The sequence below is a fragment of the Algoriphagus sp. genome (genome assembly GCF_029254265.1).
In the GTDB taxonomy this organism is placed as follows: domain Bacteria; phylum Bacteroidota; class Bacteroidia; order Cytophagales; family Cyclobacteriaceae; genus Algoriphagus.
Genome location: NZ_JAQWXX010000073.1, coordinates 21296 through 40371, shown reverse-complemented (window position 1 = coordinate 40371; position 19076 = coordinate 21296). Strand labels below are relative to the sequence as shown.

Below are 19076 nucleotides of genomic sequence, written 5' to 3'. Positions count from 1 at the left end.
TTCTTTTTGGGTTATATTTGTCACGCTGAAGTTAGCAAAAATAAGAACAATCTGTATCTCAATCAACAACAATGAGTAAAGGACTACCAAAGAGAAGTGAAGATTATTCACTCTGGTATAACGAATTAGTAAAAAGAGCTGATCTAGCTGAAAATTCAGCTGTAAGAGGCTGTATGATCATAAAACCTTATGGTTATTCTATCTGGGAAAAAATGCAGGCCGAATTAGACCGGATGTTCAAAGAGACTAGTCATGTAAATGCGTATTTCCCTCTTTTTATACCCAAATCATTCCTAAGCAAAGAGGCAAGCCATGTAGAAGGGTTTGCCAAAGAATGTGCTGTAGTTACACATTATCGACTCAAAAATGCTGAAGATGGGAGTGGAGTTATCGTTGATCCAGACGCTAAGCTTGAAGAAGAATTAATCGTCAGACCAACATCTGAAACTGTTATTTGGAGTACTTTTAAAAGTTGGGTTCAGTCGTATAGAGATTTGCCTTTACTTATTAATCAGTGGGCAAATGTAGTTCGCTGGGAAATGCGAACTCGGTTATTTTTGAGAACATCTGAGTTCCTATGGCAAGAGGGGCACACGGCACATGCCACAGCTGAAGAGGCGAAAGCGGAAACACTTCAAATGATGAATATCTATGCTCAATTTGCAGAAGAGTTTATGGCGTTGCCAGTAGTGAGAGGGAGAAAAACTGAAAATGAACGGTTCGCTGGTGCGGATGATACACTTTGTATCGAAGCAATGATGCAGGATGGTAAGGCCCTTCAAGCAGGAACTTCTCATTTTTTGGGTCAAAACTTCGCAAAAGCATTTGAGGTAAAATATGCCACCAAAGAAGGAGGCCTTGAATATGTCTGGGGTACATCTTGGGGAGTTAGTACCCGATTAATGGGTGCTTTGATAATGGCACACTCGGATGATAATGGCTTGGTACTTCCTCCAAAATTGGCCCCTTTTCAAGTAGTAATTGTTCCTATTTACAGAAGCGACGAAGAATTCGATGCGATTTCTGAAAAGGTAAATGAGATTATGTCGGAACTTCGAAAAGCAGGAATCACCGTTAAATTTGATAATCGTGATACGCATAAACCAGGTTGGAAATTCGCTGAATATGAGCTAAAAGGTGTACCTGTACGAATTGCAATTGGACCACGTGATTTAGAAAATGGTACTATTGAGATCGCAAGAAGAGATACTCTGACTAAGGAGCAGTTTGAATTATCAACACAACCAATTGCGGAGAAGATTTCAAATCTTCTTGATTTGATTCAGGAAGAGATTTACAACAAAGCATACAATTTTCAACAAGAAAAAACTACCGAAGTCAATTCCTGGGAAGAATTTAAAGAAGTTTTGGAGACAAAAGGTGGTTTCCTTTCTGCGCATTGGGACGGTACTTCTGAGACTGAAGATAAAATCAAGGATCTCACTAAAGCTACAATCAGATGTATTCCTCTTGATCAAAAAATTGAAGAGGGAAAATGCATACTCACTGGAATGCCTTCTAAAGGGCGAGTGTTATTCGCAAAAGCATATTGATAAACTAGCCCGATTATTCGGGCTTTTTTTATGAATATTCAACTTTTGTAAAAAGTAATCTTGTATTTTAGTCGAATTACTACCGACTTTTCACCATGACGATCTTTGTCCTTTCTAGCCTTCTGATTATAGGATTAATTCTATTACTTGCAGAAGTTCTCTTTGTGCCTGGAACAACAATAGTGGGGATTCTTGGAATGATTGTAAGTCTTGCAGGAATTGCTTACGCTTTCATTAGTTTTGAACCAGAGGTAGCATGGTGGATTACAGGAATTGCAGTAATTTTAAACGTGGCTGCGATAATTTATGGGTTCTCTTCAGGAGTATGGAATCGTTTTTCTCTGAAATCCGAGATTAAAGGCGGTACTTTTGATGGAAGGACTGAAGGTCTTCAAGTTGGAATGCCAGGCCGTACTATCTCTGATCTAAAGCCTGTAGGCAAAGCAATGATTGATGATAAAATCTATGAGGTAAGATCATCAGGAGGATTTATTTCTGTAGGAACAGAGATTACAATAATTAAAATTGAAAACAACACTATAATAGTAAACTAAAAATGGAACCATCTAGCGCAACTTTTATACTAATCGCCGCTTTTGCGGGAATAGTACTTTTATTCATCTTTCTTTATTTCGTCCCTGTTAATCTCTGGATTACAGCCCAGTTTTCAAATGTCCGCGTAGGATTACTAGAGCTTGTAGGGATGCGGATCAGGAAGGTGCCACCAAGTGTGATTGTTAATTCTATGATCACAGCTACCAAAGCTGGACTTCAGTTGACCACCAATGATTTGGAAACTCATTTTTTGGCAGGGGGAAATGTGCCAAATGTAATCAGAGCTTTGATATCAGCGGATAAAGCAAATATTACTCTTTCATTCAAGCAGGCTACTGCCATCGACTTAGCTGGAAGAGACGTGTTTGAGGCCGTACAAATATCTGTTAATCCGAAAGTAATCAATACTCCAAATGTAGCCGCAGTAGCCGCAGACGGGATTCAATTGATAGCTAAAGCAAGAGTTACTGTTCGAGCTAATATTGCTCAATTGGTAGGTGGAGCAGGTGAAGAAACTATTCTGGCAAGAGTAGGAGAGGGTATTGTGACCTCAATCGGCTCTGCTTCCAACCACAAAAGCGTGTTGGAAAATCCCGATAAAATTTCAAAACTCGTTTTACAACGAGGATTAGATGCTGGTACAGCATTTGAAATTCTTTCTATTGATATTGCGGATATCGATGTAGGTACTAATATCGGAGCGAAGCTTCAAATCGACCAAGCATCTGCGGATTTGAAAGTTGCTGAGGCGAAGGCAGAGGAAAGAAGAGCAATGGCCGTGGCATTGGAGCAAGAGATGAAAGCGAGAAATGTAGAAATGCGAGCAAAAGTAATAGAAGCAGAAGCGGAAGTACCAAAAGCTCTTGCAGAAGCTTTTAGATCAGGAAAGCTAGGTGTGATGGATTATTACCGAATGGAAAATATCAAATCTGATACTTCAATGAGGGAATCCATTGCAGGTTCTGATACTGATTCGAAAGATTCAGGAAAAGGAAAAACAGATAAAAAATAAAAAAAAAGGGGCGTTAAGCCCCTTTTTTCTTTCTCTTTTCAATTGGAGCTTCCTCCAATATAATTGGTTGGTAGAGACTCTTTGTTAAAATTTGATTGTTCTCCCAGTCAACTATCAGTTCTTCAAAAGCTAGAGGAAGTAAAATAGCACCACTATCATTTAATACTCCCATTGATCCTTCTTTTTGAACAACAATAAAGTCCTTTTTTTCTCGGATAATTCGTTGGAAATCCAACGGAAGGATTTCTACTCCCTCAGCAGATAGAAGACCTGTTTTTCCGGAATCTTCGATTAGAAAAAAACCATCTGAGGTTCTGGAAATATTATCATATCCTTTTTCGTTCAAAATGTTCCCAAATCTATCAAGCAAAAAATACTTACCAGAGTTTTTTCCGATCCCGATTCCGTTTCTGTATGGTTTAATTTCTTCCCAGTAACTAATGCCTATTTGATTTCCGGATGTATTTATTAACTGCCATTTCCCCGTGCTTTTGACGGTAGCTATCTGATCAGAAAAAAGTAAAACCTCATCCCAAGTTGGAGAAATGATCCATTCACCATTTGAATTCAGAAAGCCGAATTTACCTTTTGATAATGCAGGAAATAAGTTTTCACTCCCATTTTCTATCCGTTCAGCATTGATGTTTGGTTCTACAAGCCAGCCCTTTTTTCCAAGCAAACCAACTTTATTTCCTCTAAAGCGAACATTGTAAAGGTTCGTCCCAATTCGCTCTACTGACTCAATTCCAACCGAATCCAGCAATATGCCATCTTCCTCCATTACTCGACGAAGCTTGCCATGAATGTATTCAAGCATGAGTCCATTCTCAAAAGTGATTTCATGAAAAGAATTATAACGAATATTCGCGCTGATGTCATTTCCCTCTATAAGAAGGTATTGATTTTCGTCATATCCATAGAAAAAATTCCCTGCAGTATGCTCGAGTCGATCGATAACTGGATTAAGAACATAATCTCCTTCTAAATTGATCAAGCCAAACCCAGACTCCTCTTTAGTAAGGACATAGCGCCCGTCATTGTCTAGTATAAGTTGAAATACCTTGTCAGGGTTTTTGGAAAGAGGTAAGAAATAGTTGTCTCCTCTTCTTGCAAATAATAACCCTAGCTTCGTGAATTTTGCCTCGTCAAAGGTTCCAATAGAAGTTAACTTATTTGTTCCTCTCTCAAAAACCCAATATTCTTTTCCTTTTCGAGCAAGTAAAAAGTTGTAAAATGTCTGGATCTCCTCATATTCCAATGGCAACACTTTTTGACCATATTCATGGTATGCCCCTATACCCTGAGGGCCTTTCACCAAAATCCACGGTGCTAAATATTGGTAGATTTTATTTCCATCAAATTTTAAGGCTGGTTTTAAATCTTGAGAAAGTAAGAATAATTCTCCATCTACTTTTCCAATACGTACTGATTCCCCCAGTAATTCAATTTGATCATATATCAGCCTGGATTGAAGCTCTAATTTGGAATTATATACTTCCCAAGTTTGGGCTATCAAAACCTGGTTGAAAAGAATAACTGTGAATACAGTGAGAGTAAACCTTGATTTCATTTTCATGAAGACTTTGTTGAAATAGGCTAAAGATAAAATGACCAAGAGCGTTGTGTATTTCCCTTGGTCATTTGTGTTTGATTTATTGACCAATTAATGGTCTGACTTGATTTTGTCCAGATCAAAAAGATCTGAGATCATTTCGATCATTTCTTCTGCTTGGTCTCGCTTACAGGCGGCCCTAAGCTGGACTACAGGTACTTTAAGCACTTTTTGCATCATGCTTTTGGTGATTTTATCTATGATTGCAAACTCCTCTACACTTAGGTTCTTCAGGTGCCGGGCTATTTCTTCTTGACGAATTTGCTCCAATGTCAATTTCAACTTGTTGATGGTGGGAGAAACCATCATTTCTTTTTTCCAATTGTAAAACTCATCAATACTTCCATTGATGATTTCCTCAACTTGTGGTACAGCCTCAAGCCTTCTCTCTAAAGTAGCGGAAGCTTTACTTCTAATGTTGTCTACGTTATAAAGTATCACTCCAGGAACATCTTCTACACTAGTTTCTATACTTCTCGGAACAGATAAATCCACCAGGAGCTTATAGCTCATGATTTCGAATTCCTTTAGGATTTTTTTAGTGATGAAAGGCTCAGGTCGAAGTATAGAACTTACAATTACATCAGCTTCTTTCATTGCTTCAAGGCAGTCTTCGAATGGAACTACCTCAAACCCCATTTCATCTGCAATCTCTTGTGCTTTAGAAAAAGTTCTATTGGTAATCTTGACTTTTGCCTCTGGCAAATGAATCATGTTTTTCGCGACATCCTCACCAATTTCTCCCACTCCTATCAATAAAATCCTAGGTTGATAAGTATTTGATGTCAGACTTTCGATAAGTTCAATTGTCGCATAGGAAAGTGAAGCAGCACCATCACGAAAAGCTGTTTTTTGAACGATTCTTTTATTAGTGAAAAAGATAGTGTGCATCAACCTATGCAAAAAAGGTCCTGCCATATCCAAATCGGCGGATGCTTGATAGGCGCGCTTTACTTGATTTGATATTTGAATATCTCCAACAACTTGAGCTTCAAGACCCATTGAGACTCGAAATAGATGTGTGATTGCCGGACGATCATCATTGAAAATCTCAAAATAATCTAGGTAATTGATAATGTCAGTTAGTCCTTTTTCGAGCCCGATAAGTTTGATGATCTCCGTACTTAAGTCAAGATCATGGCTGTAATAAACTTCTGTACGATTGCAAGTGGATAAAATAAGTGCATCTCCCAAGCTAAAGAAGTCTTTTAGTTTAAGAAGTATACTATGTATCGCCTGATCATCCAGTGAGATGATCTCTCTGATTTGAACAGGGGCGTTTTTATGAGAGATACTTAAGGATCGAAACTTAATCTGCATTATTCCTACGCTGGGACTGCAAATTTAACAGACAAAGACTTGGGAAAAGTTCTTTTGGATGTATGATCTGTCAATTTGTAATCTGTCTAAATAAAATATTATTTCTCCCAACAAAGATGGGAGTTTGTGAATTTGATTTCTAATATTATTAACTTATACGTTATTGATAAAAGCTATCAGCATCTTTTTTAATGAGAAACAAACTTTTTTACTGGCTCAAGATAAATCTAGGCTTCTCAAATAAGGAGTCTAAAGGTTTTTTATTGCTTACTCCTTTTTTGGTGATATTTGCTATTTCGCCTTACATGCTGAAGACTATCAAAACCTCAGGAGCTAAAGAATTCCACGAGCACTACCTAGCTACAATTGATAGCCTAAAAAAGTTTGAAGTTGAAGTAAAAACTTCTCCAAATCCTATTTTTAACCCAGCTGATACTGCAGCCAAACCTAGTTCCATTTCAAAAACAAAAAATCTCAATCGAATTGAATTTTCAGAAGCAGACTCCACCTTGCTTCAGATCGTTCCAGGAATTGGTCCAGGTCTTAGTGGTCGCATCATTAAGTATAGAGAAAATCTTGGAGGATATTATTCAAAAAATCAACTCAATGAAATCTATGGGCTTAAACCAGAGACGATTGAGGAAATTTGGACGTATTTTGATTTCAATCCCTCAATTACACGGAAAATACCAATCAATTCATCCGACACCAACCAACTTTCTGCTCATCCTTATATTAGTTATGGTGAAGCAAAAGTAATTGTAGCCTACAGAACCCAACATGGGCTATTTACTTCCTCACTTGATCTGAAAAAAATCAAAATCTTCAAAGAAGATTGGATTTCTAGAATTGAGCCATACTTATCTTTTGAATAGTCAATATTGAGTGGCTAATTTCTTCGATTTTGTGCACCTTTGATTATGGATTCCATAAAGAATCAAATCGAATTACCGCTGCTTAATTTACCCGGTTATAATCCAGAGCTTTTTCGAAAGTCTGAGAAACTTTGGATTTTTGATCCGATTAGAAAAAAGCAATTAGTTTTAACCCCGGAGGAATGGGTTAGGCAGCATTGGATCAATTTTCTTGTCAATCATCAAAACTATCCTAAAGGTCTTTTTGCACTTGAGAAAGGATTGAAATACAATCAACTTCAAAAGCGAACAGATTTAGTGATTTGGGATAAAATGGGAGCTCCTTATCTTTTAATTGAGTGTAAAGCACCAAGCGTGAATTTGTCTCAAAAAACCATGGAGCAAGCTTGTGTCTACCACCAAGAGCTTAAGTCTCCTCATTTAATTATTTCAAATGGGAATCAACATATCTTTATGAGTTATGACTCTAAATTAAATGTCTTTCAGCAAGAGCGAGATTGTCCCGAAGCCCCAAATTGATCTGTTTTTTTGTGATTTTTGTCAGTTATTTTATAACTTATATCTTTCTTTTTAAAGACTAAAAAACCATGGGTAATCCAATCAACAAAATGCCATGTGAGCTTTGCTCCAGCAGAAAACATTCGATGTTATCCGAATTATCAGAATCTCATATCTGTACGATTTCAGAAAATAAAAATCTGATCTCTCACAAAAAAGGTCAAATTCTTTATTATGAAGGGACTAAGCCTCTAGGGATTTTTTGTATCAATTCTGGAGTAGTGAAAGTTTACAAAACTGCTTCTAATGGAAAAGAACAAATTATTCACCTAGCAAAGTCAGGTGATTTTCTTGGATATTCTGCTTTATTAGGTGAGGAGAATTATTCAAATTCCTCGATGATTATTGAGGATGCAAAAATCTGCTTCATTCCAAAAGAGTCTTTCTTGAATACATTATTCTCAAATAGTTCATTTTTCAAAAGAATCACAAAAGAACTTAGTCATGAAATAGGTGTGATGGAATCCAAGCTTACAGATGCCAACCAAAAAAGCATTCGTGAGCGACTGGCATTTATTCTGTTGCAGCTAGGTAGTACTTATGGTGTAGAAGGAGGTGAGAATCAAAAAATCGATCTTATTCTAAGTAGGGAAGAGATTGCAGGTATGGTGGGAACTGCTACTGAATCGGTAATCAGACTTCTTTCTGAATTCAAAAAGGATGAATTGATTGATTTGGAGGGTAAAAAAATTATTATAAAAGACAAGCGCGGATTGGCAAGATTGTCTGATTTTTACGCTTGATTTCGAACTGCATTTCTTAGAAATCAGTTACCCAATCATGCAAACAATAAATAAGAATTATTTTTGGGCCTTTGTTGTCGCAGTAAGTTTGTTCATTTTGCCTAATCAAGGCATTGGGCAGTCATTGGCGTATAGAACACTTCTTTCCACTCTTTATGACACAGATTTTCCCACACTCAAACCTACTGAGCTTTCTACCTTAGCAGATTTTCAAATTTTGGATACTCGCGAGAAAGAGGAATTTGAAGTAAGCCATTTGGAAGGTGCTAAGTGGGTGGGATTTGACACCTTCGAATTAGAGAATGTAGCAGACCTTGATAAGAATAAACCTGTTTTGGTCTATTGTACAGTGGGAGCCCGTTCCCAAGATATCGGGAAACGTTTGACTGACGCAGGCTTTACCAAAGTATTTAACCTTTATGGTGGTATCATTCATTGGTCAAACGAATCGATGCCGCTTTACCAAAAGGGATTGCCCACCAATCAAGTTCATACCTATTCAAGATCTTGGGGTATTTGGCTGGAAAAAGGCCAAAAAGTCTATTGATTTCCTGATTCCTGTCTGCTTCCCGACCAAAAGGGAATTTAAAACATCCCAATTTTACTTCACTGCGTAGATCAGGTATAACTATTCAACTTATGAAATATTTTAGTCGCTTTCTAATTGCCATAATTTCTCTTGGGACAATAGCCTGTCAAAATTCAATTCCAGGAATGGCTGGAACAATTCCACCAAATCACCAAACTTGGGATCAATTGCTTAAAGCCCACGTAAGTCCAACGGGTATTGTTGACTACAAAGGGTTTATCAAAGACAAAGCGAAGCTAGATGCCTACCTAAAGACTATTAGTGAGAATGCGCCTGATCGAAAGACTTGGTCAAAAAATGAACAGCTTGCATATTGGATCAATGCCTACAATGCTTTTACCGTGAAACTTATTGTAGATAATTATCCAGTGAAAAGTATTCGTGATTTAGGATCAGCTTTGAAAATCCCCATGATCAAGGATGTATGGCATTACAAATTTTTTAAAATAGGGGGGCAAGAATCTAGTTTGGATGAAATCGAACATTCGATTTTGCGAAAAGAATTTGAAGAACCAAGGATTCATTTCGCTATTAACTGTGCTTCAGTATCTTGTCCACCACTTTTGAATGAAGCTTTTACAGCAGCTAAAATGGAATCTCAACTTGATCGGGTTGCCAAGACTTTTGTAAATGATAAATCCAGAAACAAAATCAGTGCAAATGCTGTAGAGATTTCCTCGATTTTCTCTTGGTTTAAAGGTGATTTCACTAAAAATGGGTCGATTATCGATTTCTTAAATAAGTATAGCACATTGAAAATCAACTCGAATGCAAAAGTGTCGCACTTAGATTATAATTGGAATCTTAACGAATAGCCAAAGCTTTTTGTAAATTCCTTTTCCAACCCAACCCTTTCCTATATGAGCGGCACTCGCCACGTAGTTATTATCGGCAATGGAATCTCCGGCGTGACTTGCGCCAGAAATCTGAGAAAACTTGATGAAAATGTACGAATCACCTTGATCTCAGGGGAATCAAAATATTTTTTTTCCAGAACAGCACTCATGTATATCTACATGGGGCATATGAAATTTGAGCATACTCAGCCTTACGAAAATTGGTTTTGGGAGAAAAATAGACTCGAACTCAAAGAATCTTGGGTAAAAGAAATTGACTATTCATCTAAACAGATTTGTTTCCAATCTGGAGAAAAGATGGATTACGACGATTTGGTCATTGCGGTAGGCTCAAAGCCAAATAAATTTGGTTGGAAAGGTCAAGACTTAAAGGGAGTTCAAGGCTTGTATTCGAAACAAGACTTAGAGCTAATGGAAGAAAACACCAAATCAGGAGTCAGTCGTGCTGTCATCGTTGGTGGAGGATTGATCGGAATTGAGATGGCAGAAATGCTTGCCTATAAAAAAATACCAGTAACCTTTTTGGTCCGTGAATCTGGCTTTTGGGATAATGTGCTTCCAAAAGAAGAATCAGAATTAGTAGGTAGACATATTTTAGAGCATCATATAGACCTACGATTGGAATCAGAATTAGATGAAATAATCGGGGATGAATCAGGAAGAGTTAAATCGGTTCGAACCAAAAGTGGGAAGAAGATTTCCTGCCAATTCGTTGGATTGACTGCTGGGGTGAGTCCAAATATTGATTTCCTAAAAGGAAGTGAATTACATATCAATCGAGGGGTAAAAGTGAATTTGAACTTTGAGACCAATATTCCGAATGTCTATGCGATTGGAGATTGTGCCGAGTTCGATCAATCTCCTGCAGCAGATCGAAGACCCATCGAGCAAGTTTGGTACACAGGAAGAATGCACGGAGAAACACTAGCGCAAACTTTGGCTGGTAGACCCACTTCTTATAAACCTGGACACTGGTTCAATTCTGCAAAATTTCTGGATATCGAATATCAAACCTATGGGACGGTGCCAGCTAATTGGGATTCATCTCAGATCGATTCCTTTTATTGGGAGCATACTGCTGGTAAGATAGCTTTCCGAATGCTTCAAGATAAATCAGGGACATTGGTTGGAATCAATAATTTTGGATTCCGCCTGCGACATGAGTTTTTTGATCGAGCCTTAACCGAAAAATGGTCCGGGGCCAAGGTGATCGCAAATCTTGAAAAAGCGAATTTTGATCCGGAGTTTTTTGCTCCTTATTATATAGAGATTCAGAAGGAATTCAAAAGTCAATTTGGAGGGGATTTCAAAGTTTCAAAACCTTCATTTATTCAAAAATTATTCGGAGCAAGCGTATGAAGTGGATTCAAAAATTAGGTCTAGTTCTTTTTTTAATCGGCTTAGGGAGTTTTATCCTGATTCCTTTTTTGGGGAATTACAGTCTGGATAAAGAACTTGTTCTTGCCAATACAAAGGAAATTCACCAGGAAAAAATGGCTGAAATACTAGAGCCAATGTATGGTGAGACTTACTCTTCGAATTTTGCATTTCTGAGTGCCTTTGGGGATTACTTCAATACCTACAATGATCAGTTAAAGGCTGATGCAAATTGGGATCAAGTAATCTGGGATGATTATTCTTTCTCATTGGCTTTGGCGGGATTAGACAGTCCTGTGAAGGATAATCCTTGGATGTTTTTCGCCTTGTCTATTGGATTGGCGGTACTTGGTGGGATTTTCTATAATCTTCCAAAATACCAAGGCGAACCTGAAGGAATTAAGAATAACGGAATTTTTCATTCATCTATTAAGAACAGAGGTATTCTTGGAATGATTACCGGATCTTTTTTAATCCTTTTCTATATCGTCCTGTATTGGTTTCCTGCCTATCTCGTGACTTTGGTCGCTATGGTTTCACCGATTAGTGAGATGCTCAGTGGTAATCCTGCAAGTCAATGGTTTTTGTATGGTTTGATTTACACCTTGGCAATTATCGTCATGGGAGTCAGGATGTTCAGAAAATACCGCGGGAATAAATACCAGCAATTACGAACCGCATCAGTGATGTTTTTCCAGACTGCTTTTGCCTTTTTGATTCCTGAAATATTGGTGTTGATGAACCAGCCCTATTTTGATTTCAAGAATATTTGGCCGCTGGATTATGATTTTTTCTATGATTATCAGATCAGTACTTTTCTGAGTTCTGGTGGTGTAGGGATGTTTATGTTGATCTGGGGGATTTTATTAATTATAGTTGGAGTGCCTGTTTTTACTTATTTTTTCGGCAAGCGTTGGTATTGCTCTTGGGTTTGCGGTTGTGGAGGATTAGCAGAGACTGTGGGTGATCCTTTCAGACAGCTTTCTGATAAGTCTCTAAAAGCTTGGAAATATGAGCGCTATATTATTCATGGAGTTTTGGTTTTAGCAGTAATAATGACGTTGGTTACTATTGCCAATTATTTTTCAGGCTTTAGTTTTCTGGGAAATGCCACAAACCAGTTACATTCGTTTTACGGTTTCGCTATCGGATCTGCTTTTGCCGGAGTAGTTGGTACAGGTTTTTATCCTTTCATGGGGAACCGTGTATGGTGTAGATTTGGTTGTCCACTCGCAGCTTATCTTGGACTCGTACAACGATTCAAATCTAGATTTAGAATCACTACCAATGGTGGGCAGTGTATTTCCTGCGGAAATTGCTCAACTTACTGTGAGATGGGAATCGATGTCCGAGCATATGCTCAGAAAGGACAAAATATTGTCCGCTCCAGTTGTGTGGGCTGTGGGGTATGTTCAGCAGTTTGTCCGAGGGGCGTACTAAAACTTGAAAATGGATCTGAAGAGAACCGTATTACTGATTTCCCAATTCTAATCGGAAACGACTCTGTTAAGTTGAATGCCTAAATGATTTTCCTCTACCTTCTACTGGGAATATACACCCTGGGAATGCTGTTTGTTTTTGCCTATAGCTTAGCTCAAGGGCATTTGCTTTTGAATTTTTTAAAATCCAGAAAGATAAAAGTCCCTGTACCAAAAGATCCCGCTAATTGGCCAAAAGTAACCATACAGCTGCCTGTATTTAACGAACGATATGTGGTAGAGCGCTTGATTGATGCCACTGCAAAAATAAATTACCCGAGAGAGTTGCTTCAAATCCAGATTTTGGATGATAGCACGGATGAGACAGCTCAGCTCATTTTGGAAAAAATCAAATCCTTTCCTGATGTTGATTTTCAATACCTCCATCGTGTGGATCGAAAAGGATTTAAGGCAGGAGCTTTAAAGGAAGGCTTGGAAAAAGCAACCGGGGAATTCATTGCCATATTCGACGCGGATTTTGTGCCTGATCCGGATTTCTTGAAAAAAACAATTCCTTATTTCACTTCAGAAAAGATTGGAATGGTCCAAACCCGCTGGACACACTTGAATGAAAATTATTCCCTACTTACCAAATTGCAAGCCTTTGCTTTGGATGCCCATTTTCTAATTGAGCAGATTGGCAGAAATACGCAACATGCCTTTATCAATTTCAATGGAACAGGAGGAGTCTGGCGAAAAAGCTGCATTCTCGATGCAGGAAACTGGGATGATGATACGCTCACGGAGGATTTGGATTTGAGCTATCGTGCACAGCGAAAAGGTTGGGAATTTGTCTATCGAAGGGAGATTGAATCTCCAGCTGAACTCCCGCCCATCATGTCAGCTGTTAAGTCTCAACAATTTCGCTGGACCAAGGGGGGAGCGGAATGTGCTGCAAAGCATGCTGGAGGAGTCTTGAAGCAGGATTTACCCCTATCTACAAAAATCCATGCAATGGCTCACTTGTTTAATAGCACGATTTTCATAGCAGTTATCACAGTAAGTTTATCAAGCATAGGAGTGTGGTGGGCTGGGCAGCAAGGATTAATTCCTACCCAATTATTTCGGTTGGCTGGAATATTCATGATCGGATTTGTGATCATTGCTGCAGTGTATCTGGTTGCTTTTTTTTACGAGAAAAAAGGATTCTGGAAAAGTCTGATCCAGGGGCTTTATATTTTGCCGCTCTTTCTTTCTGTTTCGATGGGTTTAGCGTTGCACAATTCCCAAGCTGTTTGGGAGGGACTTACAGGGAAAAAGTCTCCATTTATCCGTACTCCTAAATTCAACCTTGAGGGAGGCAAAACCGGTCTGAAATCAAATCTCTACATCACAGGAAAGATCCCGGTGACTACATGGTTTGAGGGGCTTTTTGCATTGATTTTTGGTGCAATGGTTTTTCTTTCTATTCGGGTGGGTGCTTTTGAAATGCTCCCTTTTCATTTGATGTTGACAATCGGATACAGTTTGGTCTTTATCACCTCTTTCAAAGCCTATGCATTGGGTAAATAATAAATGAAATCGAGCATGACAAAAAAGACACACACTGGGATGATTAAGTGCTGCGAGATTCCATATGGCCTATAATAATCAAATTATAATCATATGAAAAACAACCCAATTATTGATGTCATTATTCCTGCCTATAACGAGGAAAAGTCAATCCCTAAAGTAATTGCTGAAATCCCGGATTTGGTTAGACATATCGTAGTAGCCAATAATAATTCTTCGGACAGAACTGCCGAAGCAGCGGCAGCAGCTGGGGCTCAGGTAGTATTCGAACCTCAAAAAGGTTATGGTAAAGCATGCCTCACGGCAATGGACTGGATTAAAAAGCAGTCGGTCCAACCAAATATCGTTGTATTTTTGGATGGAGACTACAGTGACTATCCAGAAGAATTGCTAGACCTCATTCAGCCCATTTTAGAAGAAAAAGCCGAAATGGTGATTGGTTCCAGAGCGCTGGGTGAGCGAGAATCGGGATCGATGACCTTGCCTCAGGTTTTTGGAAACTGGCTTGCGACTACCATGATGCGATACATGCAAGGGGCTAATTTCTCAGATTTAGGGCCTTTTCGAGCGATAGTATGGCAAGACTTGTTGAACTTGAATATGGTTGATCAAAATTTTGGTTGGACTATCGAGATGCAAATCAAGGCTCATAAGGCAGGACTCCGCTATACAGAAGTACCGGTAAACTATCGAAAAAGAATTGGTGTTTCAAAAGTCAGCGGTACTGTAAAAGGCGTATTCGGAGCGGGATACAAGATTATTTTTACGATTTTTAAATATTGGTAAAGGAAGCCGTATTTGAATATTCAAAATTTTAATTCGCTGTGAAAATATTCTAGTTAACAGCTTATAAGCCCGATGTCCGAAGTGACCTTATTTCAAATTGCGGGAAACTGCGAAAACTTAATTTTATGAAGTCGAATCTCTTTTCTTTATTTCTCATAGTTCTCCTTTTTTCCTGTAGTCCTTCAGGACGGGAAGGGGTACTGGAAGAACAGTTTGCTGGGTATTGGTACCAAGGAAAAGCAGAAATCAATGTGTTTGAGCTAAAGCAATCACGATATGGCGAAGTCCGAGAAGGTAAAGCTGTGATGATTTTTGTTACAGAGGATTTTTCGAAGCGGAAGCAAGTCAAATTAGATAACCCTGGTAGTTCTGGAGCTGATGCTCAAAAAGTCCTAAAACTCAATATGACTCGGGAGTTTTTAACAGGAGTTTATCCATACCATACAATGCTCTCGGTTTTTACACCAGTTTATGAGGAGATAAATTCCCCCAAATTAACAGCCTCAATGACTGAATGGTGCGGCCAGTCTTTTGCTCAGATGAATTGGAAAAATAACGGCTATCAAACTCAGATTTTTTCCTATTTCGAATCCGAAGGAGATCAGGAGTTTAAGCTGAGCGGTAAATCTGAGGATGAGTTATTTAATCTGATTAGATTAAATCCCGCTTTGATTTCTGAAGGCGAGACTAGACTAATTCCGAGTTTGATTTATCAGCGCTTCTCTCATATTCCACTAAATGTCGAGGAGGCTGTGATCACCAAAAAAGCTTTTGGATCTGCTCAGGAGGAGCTAGATTTGAACTATCCTGAATTAGGTAGGACGCTGGTGATTCGCTATCAAACTGCTTTTCCTTATGAGATTCTTTCCTGGCAAGAAATTCAGATAACAAAGGACGGTCAAAAGGAAGTCACCTCAGCAGTGAGAAAGCGGGTTCAAATGCTTGATTATTGGACTAAGAATGGACTGGAAGATGAAGTTTTACGTGAAAGTTTAAGCTTTTGAGACCACCTCTTAGAAATGGCCTGAACTTCATAATTTGGTTCTTGATGTTATTAGGAATCATGGCTTTAGGCTATTGGGTTCCGAGAGCTGATTTCACAATACTTTTTACTCTTTTTGCCATAGTTTTTGCGGGGATGTTATTTCTTGGGAAATCATTTTCTCCAACTGTAAATTGGAAATGGATTTTCTTTGCAGGCCTGATCCTAAGAATTTCCTTGTTATTTGCAGCTCCAAATTGGTCGGAGGATTACCTAAGGTTTCTATGGGATGGGGATTTAATTCACAATGGTATAAATCCGTATTTGAAGACCCCTTCGCAACTGGAAGAATTAGGTATGGTCACTGACAATGCCTTCCGGAATCAGCTTTTTGATAATTTGAATTCCCCTGATTATTATTCGGTCTATCCACCACTGAATCAGGCTTTGTTTTACATTGGAGCAGCATCATCTTATGGTTTTGTATGGAATGGGGTAATGACTCTAAAAGCCATTTTAATCCTAGGAGAAATAGGCGTTTTTTTTGTTTTTCTTAGAATTTTTCTGCTTTCGAGTATTCCAATTAATAAGCTGATATTCTATTGGTTGAATCCCTTAGTTATCTTAGAAATCTCGAACAATTTGCATTTCGAGGGCTTGGTGCTCCTGTTTTTAATTGGCAGTTTTTATTTTTTGATAACCAAAAGTTTGGCCAAATCAGGATTTTTTTGGGGGATCTCAATTGGAATGAAACTACTACCGTTGATGCTTTTTTCTTCTTTTTTAGCTTTTGAAAAAACGAATAAATCATACACTTTTTGGATCGGAGCTTTTTTGGCTTTTGCCTTGAGTTTTGTTTGGCTTTTGATTGATCAGTCATGGATCAATTTCTTCCAAAGCCTAAAACTCTATCAAGGTAAATTTGAGTTCAATGCATCAATTTACTACCTCCTTCGGGAAGTAGGTTTTTGGATCAAAGGTTATAATACAATTGATACATTAACCAAAGGATTAAGCGGGATCACCTTGATAAAGATTCTTTATTTTTCCTGGAAAAAAAGACCCAATTCCAATCTGGAATTAGTCGATTTGTGGGTCTTGATTTACCTGATTTATTTGATTTTTCAGCCGGTGGTTCATCCATGGTATATTCTTCCAGCTTTAGGATTAAGCTTGTTGACAGAGCGAAAAGTATTCTTGATTTGGAGTTTTGCCGCAATTTTCTCTTATCAAGCTTATGGAAATACTGATTATAGTGAGAATCCATTTTTCCTCCTGATGGAATATGGATTGGTAGGCTCAGGGATTTATTTGGATTACTTTAGTCAAAAAAGAAATTCTAATTTGGTCCTATGAAATGCCCATGAGAAAAGTTCTCACACAAAGGGGATGATTATACAGGGCATTCCATATGACCGTTGAAAAACAAATTATAAACAGATGAAAAATAATTTTGTGTGGTGTTTTTTCTCAATCGCTTTGCTAATCGGTTCATGCACGCCTAGTCCTGAGAAGCAAGCCAGAGAATTTCTTCAAAAAAGCATAATTGCCCATGAAAAAGATAATTCCTGGGAGAACCTTTCAGCTATAAAATTTAAAAAATGGACCCGACTATTAAATGAAGATGGGTCTATTGAATCTGAAACCGACCAATTAAATGAGTATCGAATTAAGCCGTATTTCGAGGGGAAAATTACTTGGACAAAAGATAGTGTAGCTCATGTTTCGAGTTGGGATGGTAGCAAAATGAAGTATCTAATGGGTGGGAATGAGGTTTTGAATTCTGATTTTTTAGCTAAAAAGAAGAAAGATTTGGATGCTGCCTTTTATGCGCTTGCTCAACCATGGAAGCTTCTCGACGATGGCCCAAAGCTTTCGCTACAGCAACAAAAAATACTTGAAAATGGAACTACGGTTGATGTGATCCTCGTTGATTATGGACCTGAATCGGATACATGGTGGTATTATTTTGACCCGATCACTCACCTGATGATTGGCAACGAAGTGCAACTCAAAGATCACCGAAGTCTAATCTATAATCTGAGTTATGATGAAAGCAGTGGAATGCTTTTGCATGGCACCAGAGAAAGTTTCAGAGTGAATGAAAAAGGCGAAAAACTGTTTTTGAGAGCAGAATATCGCTATTATGATTACGAATTGATTTTTGAATAAAAGGAAAAAATGTATCTCGGCAATTACACTGGTAAGGATGTTTCCATTGGTTTTAGGGCTGGAAGACGGATGACTGAAGACCGAAGTTTGCCTAAACTGAAATTCAATCGAGCTTTTAGACAGTTCAACCATGCTACAGGTAAGAAATCAGATAATCATAAAAAGAAAAATATAATCGCTTTTACCCCTGGGAAGAAATTACCCAATCTAAATCAGGGTAACTCCCTAATTTAGTTTGGTTTCGATCTTTTGTCTTCGGTTTAAGAATGCAAAGAATATAAATTAACTAGCCTCATTTAGGATTGCCATAAAAGAAAATACCCATGCAGAAGAAATACAGCTTATTATTAATTATTGTCTTAGGTTTAGTTTATTACTCTTGTGACTCAAGGACTGAAGCTGAAAAGATTGTGGATGAATCTATTGAAGCACATGGTGGAGAAGCCTTCTCAAACTCTTTGATTGAGTTTGATTTTAGAAATATTCACTACACCATTTATAAAACTGAAAGTGAGTTTGAGTATATCCGAGAGTTTTCTGATTCGACAGGAAATGTAAAAGATGTCTTGAATAATACAGGTTTCCTGCGAACCGTAAACGGCACCAAAATCGATACGCTAGACCAAGAATGGATCGGTAAATATTCCAGATCTGTCAATTCTGTCGCATACTTTGCGTTTCTGCCATATGGCTTGAACGATTCTTCGGTGATCAAGGAATATCTGGGAGAAACTACTCTAAAAGACAAAATATACGATTTGATAAAGGTTACTTTTCAGCAAGAAGGAGGAGGGGATGATTTCGATGATGAGTTTTTATACTGGATTGGGAAAGATGATAAATTCATTGATTACATCGCTTACAGTTACAATACCGATGGTGGAGGGGTAAGACTTAGAGAAGTGACGGATGTGATTGAAGTGGGAGGGATTCGCTTTCAAAACTACCTGAATTTCAAGCCAGAAGATAAAAATACTCCAGTAGAAAAAATGCAAGATTTGTATGTTTCAGGAGATTTAGAGTTACTTTCAGAGATCATTCTTGAGAATATTGAAGTGAGACCTTTGCAGAAATAATCGGCTATGAATCCTAAAC

19 protein-coding genes are annotated in these 19076 nt (G+C 38.1%); 17 read left to right on the top strand and 2 right to left on the bottom strand.

Going from position 1 to position 19076, the window contains the following annotated elements:
* The first annotated feature begins 71 nt into the window (after nt 1-71).
* The 3 genes from proS to floA all read left to right on the top strand — a co-directional run bounded on the left by proS (nt 72) and on the right by floA (nt 3120).
* Entirely contained in the window at nt 72-1553 is a 1482-nt protein-coding gene (gene proS, locus P8O16_RS10400) for a proline--tRNA ligase (RefSeq protein ID WP_300314244.1), read from the top strand.
* A gap of 95 nt (nt 1554-1648) precedes the next feature.
* Nucleotides 1649-2107, top strand: coding sequence for an NfeD family protein (locus P8O16_RS10395; protein WP_300314242.1), 459 nt, complete (start codon nt 1649-1651; stop codon nt 2105-2107).
* Nucleotides 2108-2109: 2 nt separating this feature from the next.
* Nucleotides 2110-3120: a flotillin-like protein FloA gene (gene floA, locus P8O16_RS10390; protein ID WP_075351546.1), complete on the top strand. Its 1011-nt coding sequence runs from the start codon at nt 2110-2112 to the stop codon at nt 3118-3120.
* A 13-nt stretch (nt 3121-3133) separates the two neighbouring features.
* Here floA and P8O16_RS10385 read toward each other — a convergent pair whose 3' ends face one another.
* Together P8O16_RS10385 and hemA are read right to left on the bottom strand one after the other, a co-directional pair.
* Entirely contained in the window at nt 3134-4696 is a 1563-nt protein-coding gene (locus P8O16_RS10385) for a WG repeat-containing protein (protein WP_300314238.1), read from the bottom strand.
* An 87-nt stretch (nt 4697-4783) separates the two neighbouring features.
* Nucleotides 4784-6052 (bottom strand): glutamyl-tRNA reductase, encoded by a 1269-nt coding sequence (hemA, locus tag P8O16_RS10380; RefSeq protein WP_300314235.1) that lies wholly within the window; start codon nt 6050-6052, stop codon nt 4784-4786.
* Nucleotides 6053-6243: 191 nt separating this feature from the next.
* Between hemA and P8O16_RS10375 the strand changes: the two genes are divergently transcribed.
* The 14 genes from P8O16_RS10375 (at nt 6244) to P8O16_RS10310 (ending at nt 19057) form a co-directional block, all read left to right on the top strand.
* Nucleotides 6244-6927, top strand: a complete 684-nt coding sequence (locus tag P8O16_RS10375; protein WP_300314233.1) for a helix-hairpin-helix domain-containing protein — start codon at nt 6244-6246, stop codon at nt 6925-6927.
* A gap of 45 nt (nt 6928-6972) precedes the next feature.
* Complete coding sequence (locus P8O16_RS10370) at nt 6973-7446, top strand: type I restriction enzyme HsdR N-terminal domain-containing protein (RefSeq protein ID WP_300314230.1); 474 nt, start codon at nt 6973-6975, stop codon at nt 7444-7446.
* Nucleotides 7447-7514: 68 nt separating this feature from the next.
* On the top strand, nt 7515-8228 hold the full coding sequence (locus P8O16_RS10365) for a Crp/Fnr family transcriptional regulator (protein WP_300314227.1): 714 nt from the start codon (nt 7515-7517) through the stop codon (nt 8226-8228).
* A 37-nt stretch (nt 8229-8265) separates the two neighbouring features.
* A complete protein-coding gene (locus P8O16_RS10360) occupies nt 8266-8775 on the top strand; it encodes a rhodanese-like domain-containing protein (protein ID WP_300314225.1) in 510 nt (169 codons plus the stop codon).
* A 92-nt stretch (nt 8776-8867) separates the two neighbouring features.
* A complete protein-coding gene (locus P8O16_RS10355) occupies nt 8868-9632 on the top strand; it encodes a DUF547 domain-containing protein (protein WP_300314223.1) in 765 nt (254 codons plus the stop codon).
* Nucleotides 9633-9677: 45 nt separating this feature from the next.
* On the top strand, nt 9678-11033 hold the full coding sequence (locus tag P8O16_RS10350; RefSeq protein ID WP_300314221.1) for an FAD-dependent oxidoreductase: 1356 nt from the start codon (nt 9678-9680) through the stop codon (nt 11031-11033).
* On the top strand, nt 11030-12574 hold the full coding sequence (locus P8O16_RS10345) for a 4Fe-4S binding protein (RefSeq protein WP_300314219.1): 1545 nt from the start codon (nt 11030-11032) through the stop codon (nt 12572-12574). The genes P8O16_RS10350 and P8O16_RS10345 overlap by 4 nt, the downstream gene beginning before the upstream one ends.
* The gene (locus P8O16_RS10340) at nt 12575-14041 is read left to right on the top strand and encodes a glycosyltransferase (RefSeq protein ID WP_300314217.1); all 1467 of its coding nucleotides are present in this window, start codon (nt 12575-12577) and stop codon (nt 14039-14041) included.
* Nucleotides 14042-14134: 93 nt separating this feature from the next.
* Nucleotides 14135-14827: a glycosyltransferase family 2 protein gene (locus P8O16_RS10335; protein WP_300314214.1), complete on the top strand. Its 693-nt coding sequence runs from the start codon at nt 14135-14137 to the stop codon at nt 14825-14827.
* 125 nt (nt 14828-14952) lie between these two features.
* Nucleotides 14953-15831 (top strand): hypothetical protein, encoded by an 879-nt coding sequence (locus tag P8O16_RS10330; protein ID WP_300314212.1) that lies wholly within the window; start codon nt 14953-14955, stop codon nt 15829-15831.
* A 44-nt stretch (nt 15832-15875) separates the two neighbouring features.
* Nucleotides 15876-17165 carry a glycosyltransferase 87 family protein gene (locus P8O16_RS10325; RefSeq protein WP_300314209.1) on the top strand — a complete coding sequence of 430 codons (1290 nt, stop codon included), beginning with the start codon at nt 15876-15878 and terminating at the stop codon, nt 17163-17165.
* 84 nt (nt 17166-17249) lie between these two features.
* Complete coding sequence (locus P8O16_RS10320) at nt 17250-17981, top strand: hypothetical protein (protein WP_300314208.1); 732 nt, start codon at nt 17250-17252, stop codon at nt 17979-17981.
* Nucleotides 17982-17990: 9 nt separating this feature from the next.
* Nucleotides 17991-18215 carry a hypothetical protein gene (locus P8O16_RS10315; protein ID WP_300314206.1) on the top strand — a complete coding sequence of 75 codons (225 nt, stop codon included), beginning with the start codon at nt 17991-17993 and terminating at the stop codon, nt 18213-18215.
* A gap of 89 nt (nt 18216-18304) precedes the next feature.
* On the top strand, nt 18305-19057 hold the full coding sequence (locus tag P8O16_RS10310) for a DUF6503 family protein (protein WP_300314203.1): 753 nt from the start codon (nt 18305-18307) through the stop codon (nt 19055-19057).
* Nucleotides 19058-19076: the final 19 nt, after the last annotated feature.

Bases quoted from the DNA above. Each gene is read 5' to 3' on its own strand.
- P8O16_RS10350 (WP_300314221.1), top strand. From the start codon at position 9,678: ATGAGCGGCACTCGCCACGTAGTTATTATCGGCAATGGAATCTCCGGC.
- P8O16_RS10320 (WP_300314208.1), top strand. From the start codon at position 17,250: ATGAAAAATAATTTTGTGTGGTGTTTTTTCTCAATCGCTTTGCTAATC.
- P8O16_RS10375 (WP_300314233.1), top strand. From the start codon at position 6,244: ATGAGAAACAAACTTTTTTACTGGCTCAAGATAAATCTAGGCTTCTCA.
- floA (WP_075351546.1), top strand. From the start codon at position 2,110: ATGGAACCATCTAGCGCAACTTTTATACTAATCGCCGCTTTTGCGGGA.
- P8O16_RS10365 (WP_300314227.1), top strand. From the start codon at position 7,515: ATGGGTAATCCAATCAACAAAATGCCATGTGAGCTTTGCTCCAGCAGA.
- P8O16_RS10335 (WP_300314214.1), top strand. From the start codon at position 14,135: ATGAAAAACAACCCAATTATTGATGTCATTATTCCTGCCTATAACGAG.
- P8O16_RS10325 (WP_300314209.1), top strand. From the start codon at position 15,876: ATGTTATTAGGAATCATGGCTTTAGGCTATTGGGTTCCGAGAGCTGAT.
- hemA (WP_300314235.1), bottom strand. From the start codon at position 6,052: ATGCAGATTAAGTTTCGATCCTTAAGTATCTCTCATAAAAACGCCCCT.
- P8O16_RS10355 (WP_300314223.1), top strand. From the start codon at position 8,868: ATGAAATATTTTAGTCGCTTTCTAATTGCCATAATTTCTCTTGGGACA.
- P8O16_RS10360 (WP_300314225.1), top strand. From the start codon at position 8,266: ATGCAAACAATAAATAAGAATTATTTTTGGGCCTTTGTTGTCGCAGTA.
- proS (WP_300314244.1), top strand. From the start codon at position 72: ATGAGTAAAGGACTACCAAAGAGAAGTGAAGATTATTCACTCTGGTAT.
- P8O16_RS10340 (WP_300314217.1), top strand. From the start codon at position 12,575: ATGATTTTCCTCTACCTTCTACTGGGAATATACACCCTGGGAATGCTG.
- P8O16_RS10345 (WP_300314219.1), top strand. From the start codon at position 11,030: ATGAAGTGGATTCAAAAATTAGGTCTAGTTCTTTTTTTAATCGGCTTA.
- P8O16_RS10385 (WP_300314238.1), bottom strand. From the start codon at position 4,696: ATGAAAATGAAATCAAGGTTTACTCTCACTGTATTCACAGTTATTCTT.
- P8O16_RS10315 (WP_300314206.1), top strand. From the start codon at position 17,991: ATGTATCTCGGCAATTACACTGGTAAGGATGTTTCCATTGGTTTTAGG.
- P8O16_RS10370 (WP_300314230.1), top strand. From the start codon at position 6,973: ATGGATTCCATAAAGAATCAAATCGAATTACCGCTGCTTAATTTACCC.
- P8O16_RS10330 (WP_300314212.1), top strand. From the start codon at position 14,953: ATGAAGTCGAATCTCTTTTCTTTATTTCTCATAGTTCTCCTTTTTTCC.
- P8O16_RS10310 (WP_300314203.1), top strand. From the start codon at position 18,305: ATGCAGAAGAAATACAGCTTATTATTAATTATTGTCTTAGGTTTAGTT.
- P8O16_RS10395 (WP_300314242.1), top strand. From the start codon at position 1,649: ATGACGATCTTTGTCCTTTCTAGCCTTCTGATTATAGGATTAATTCTA.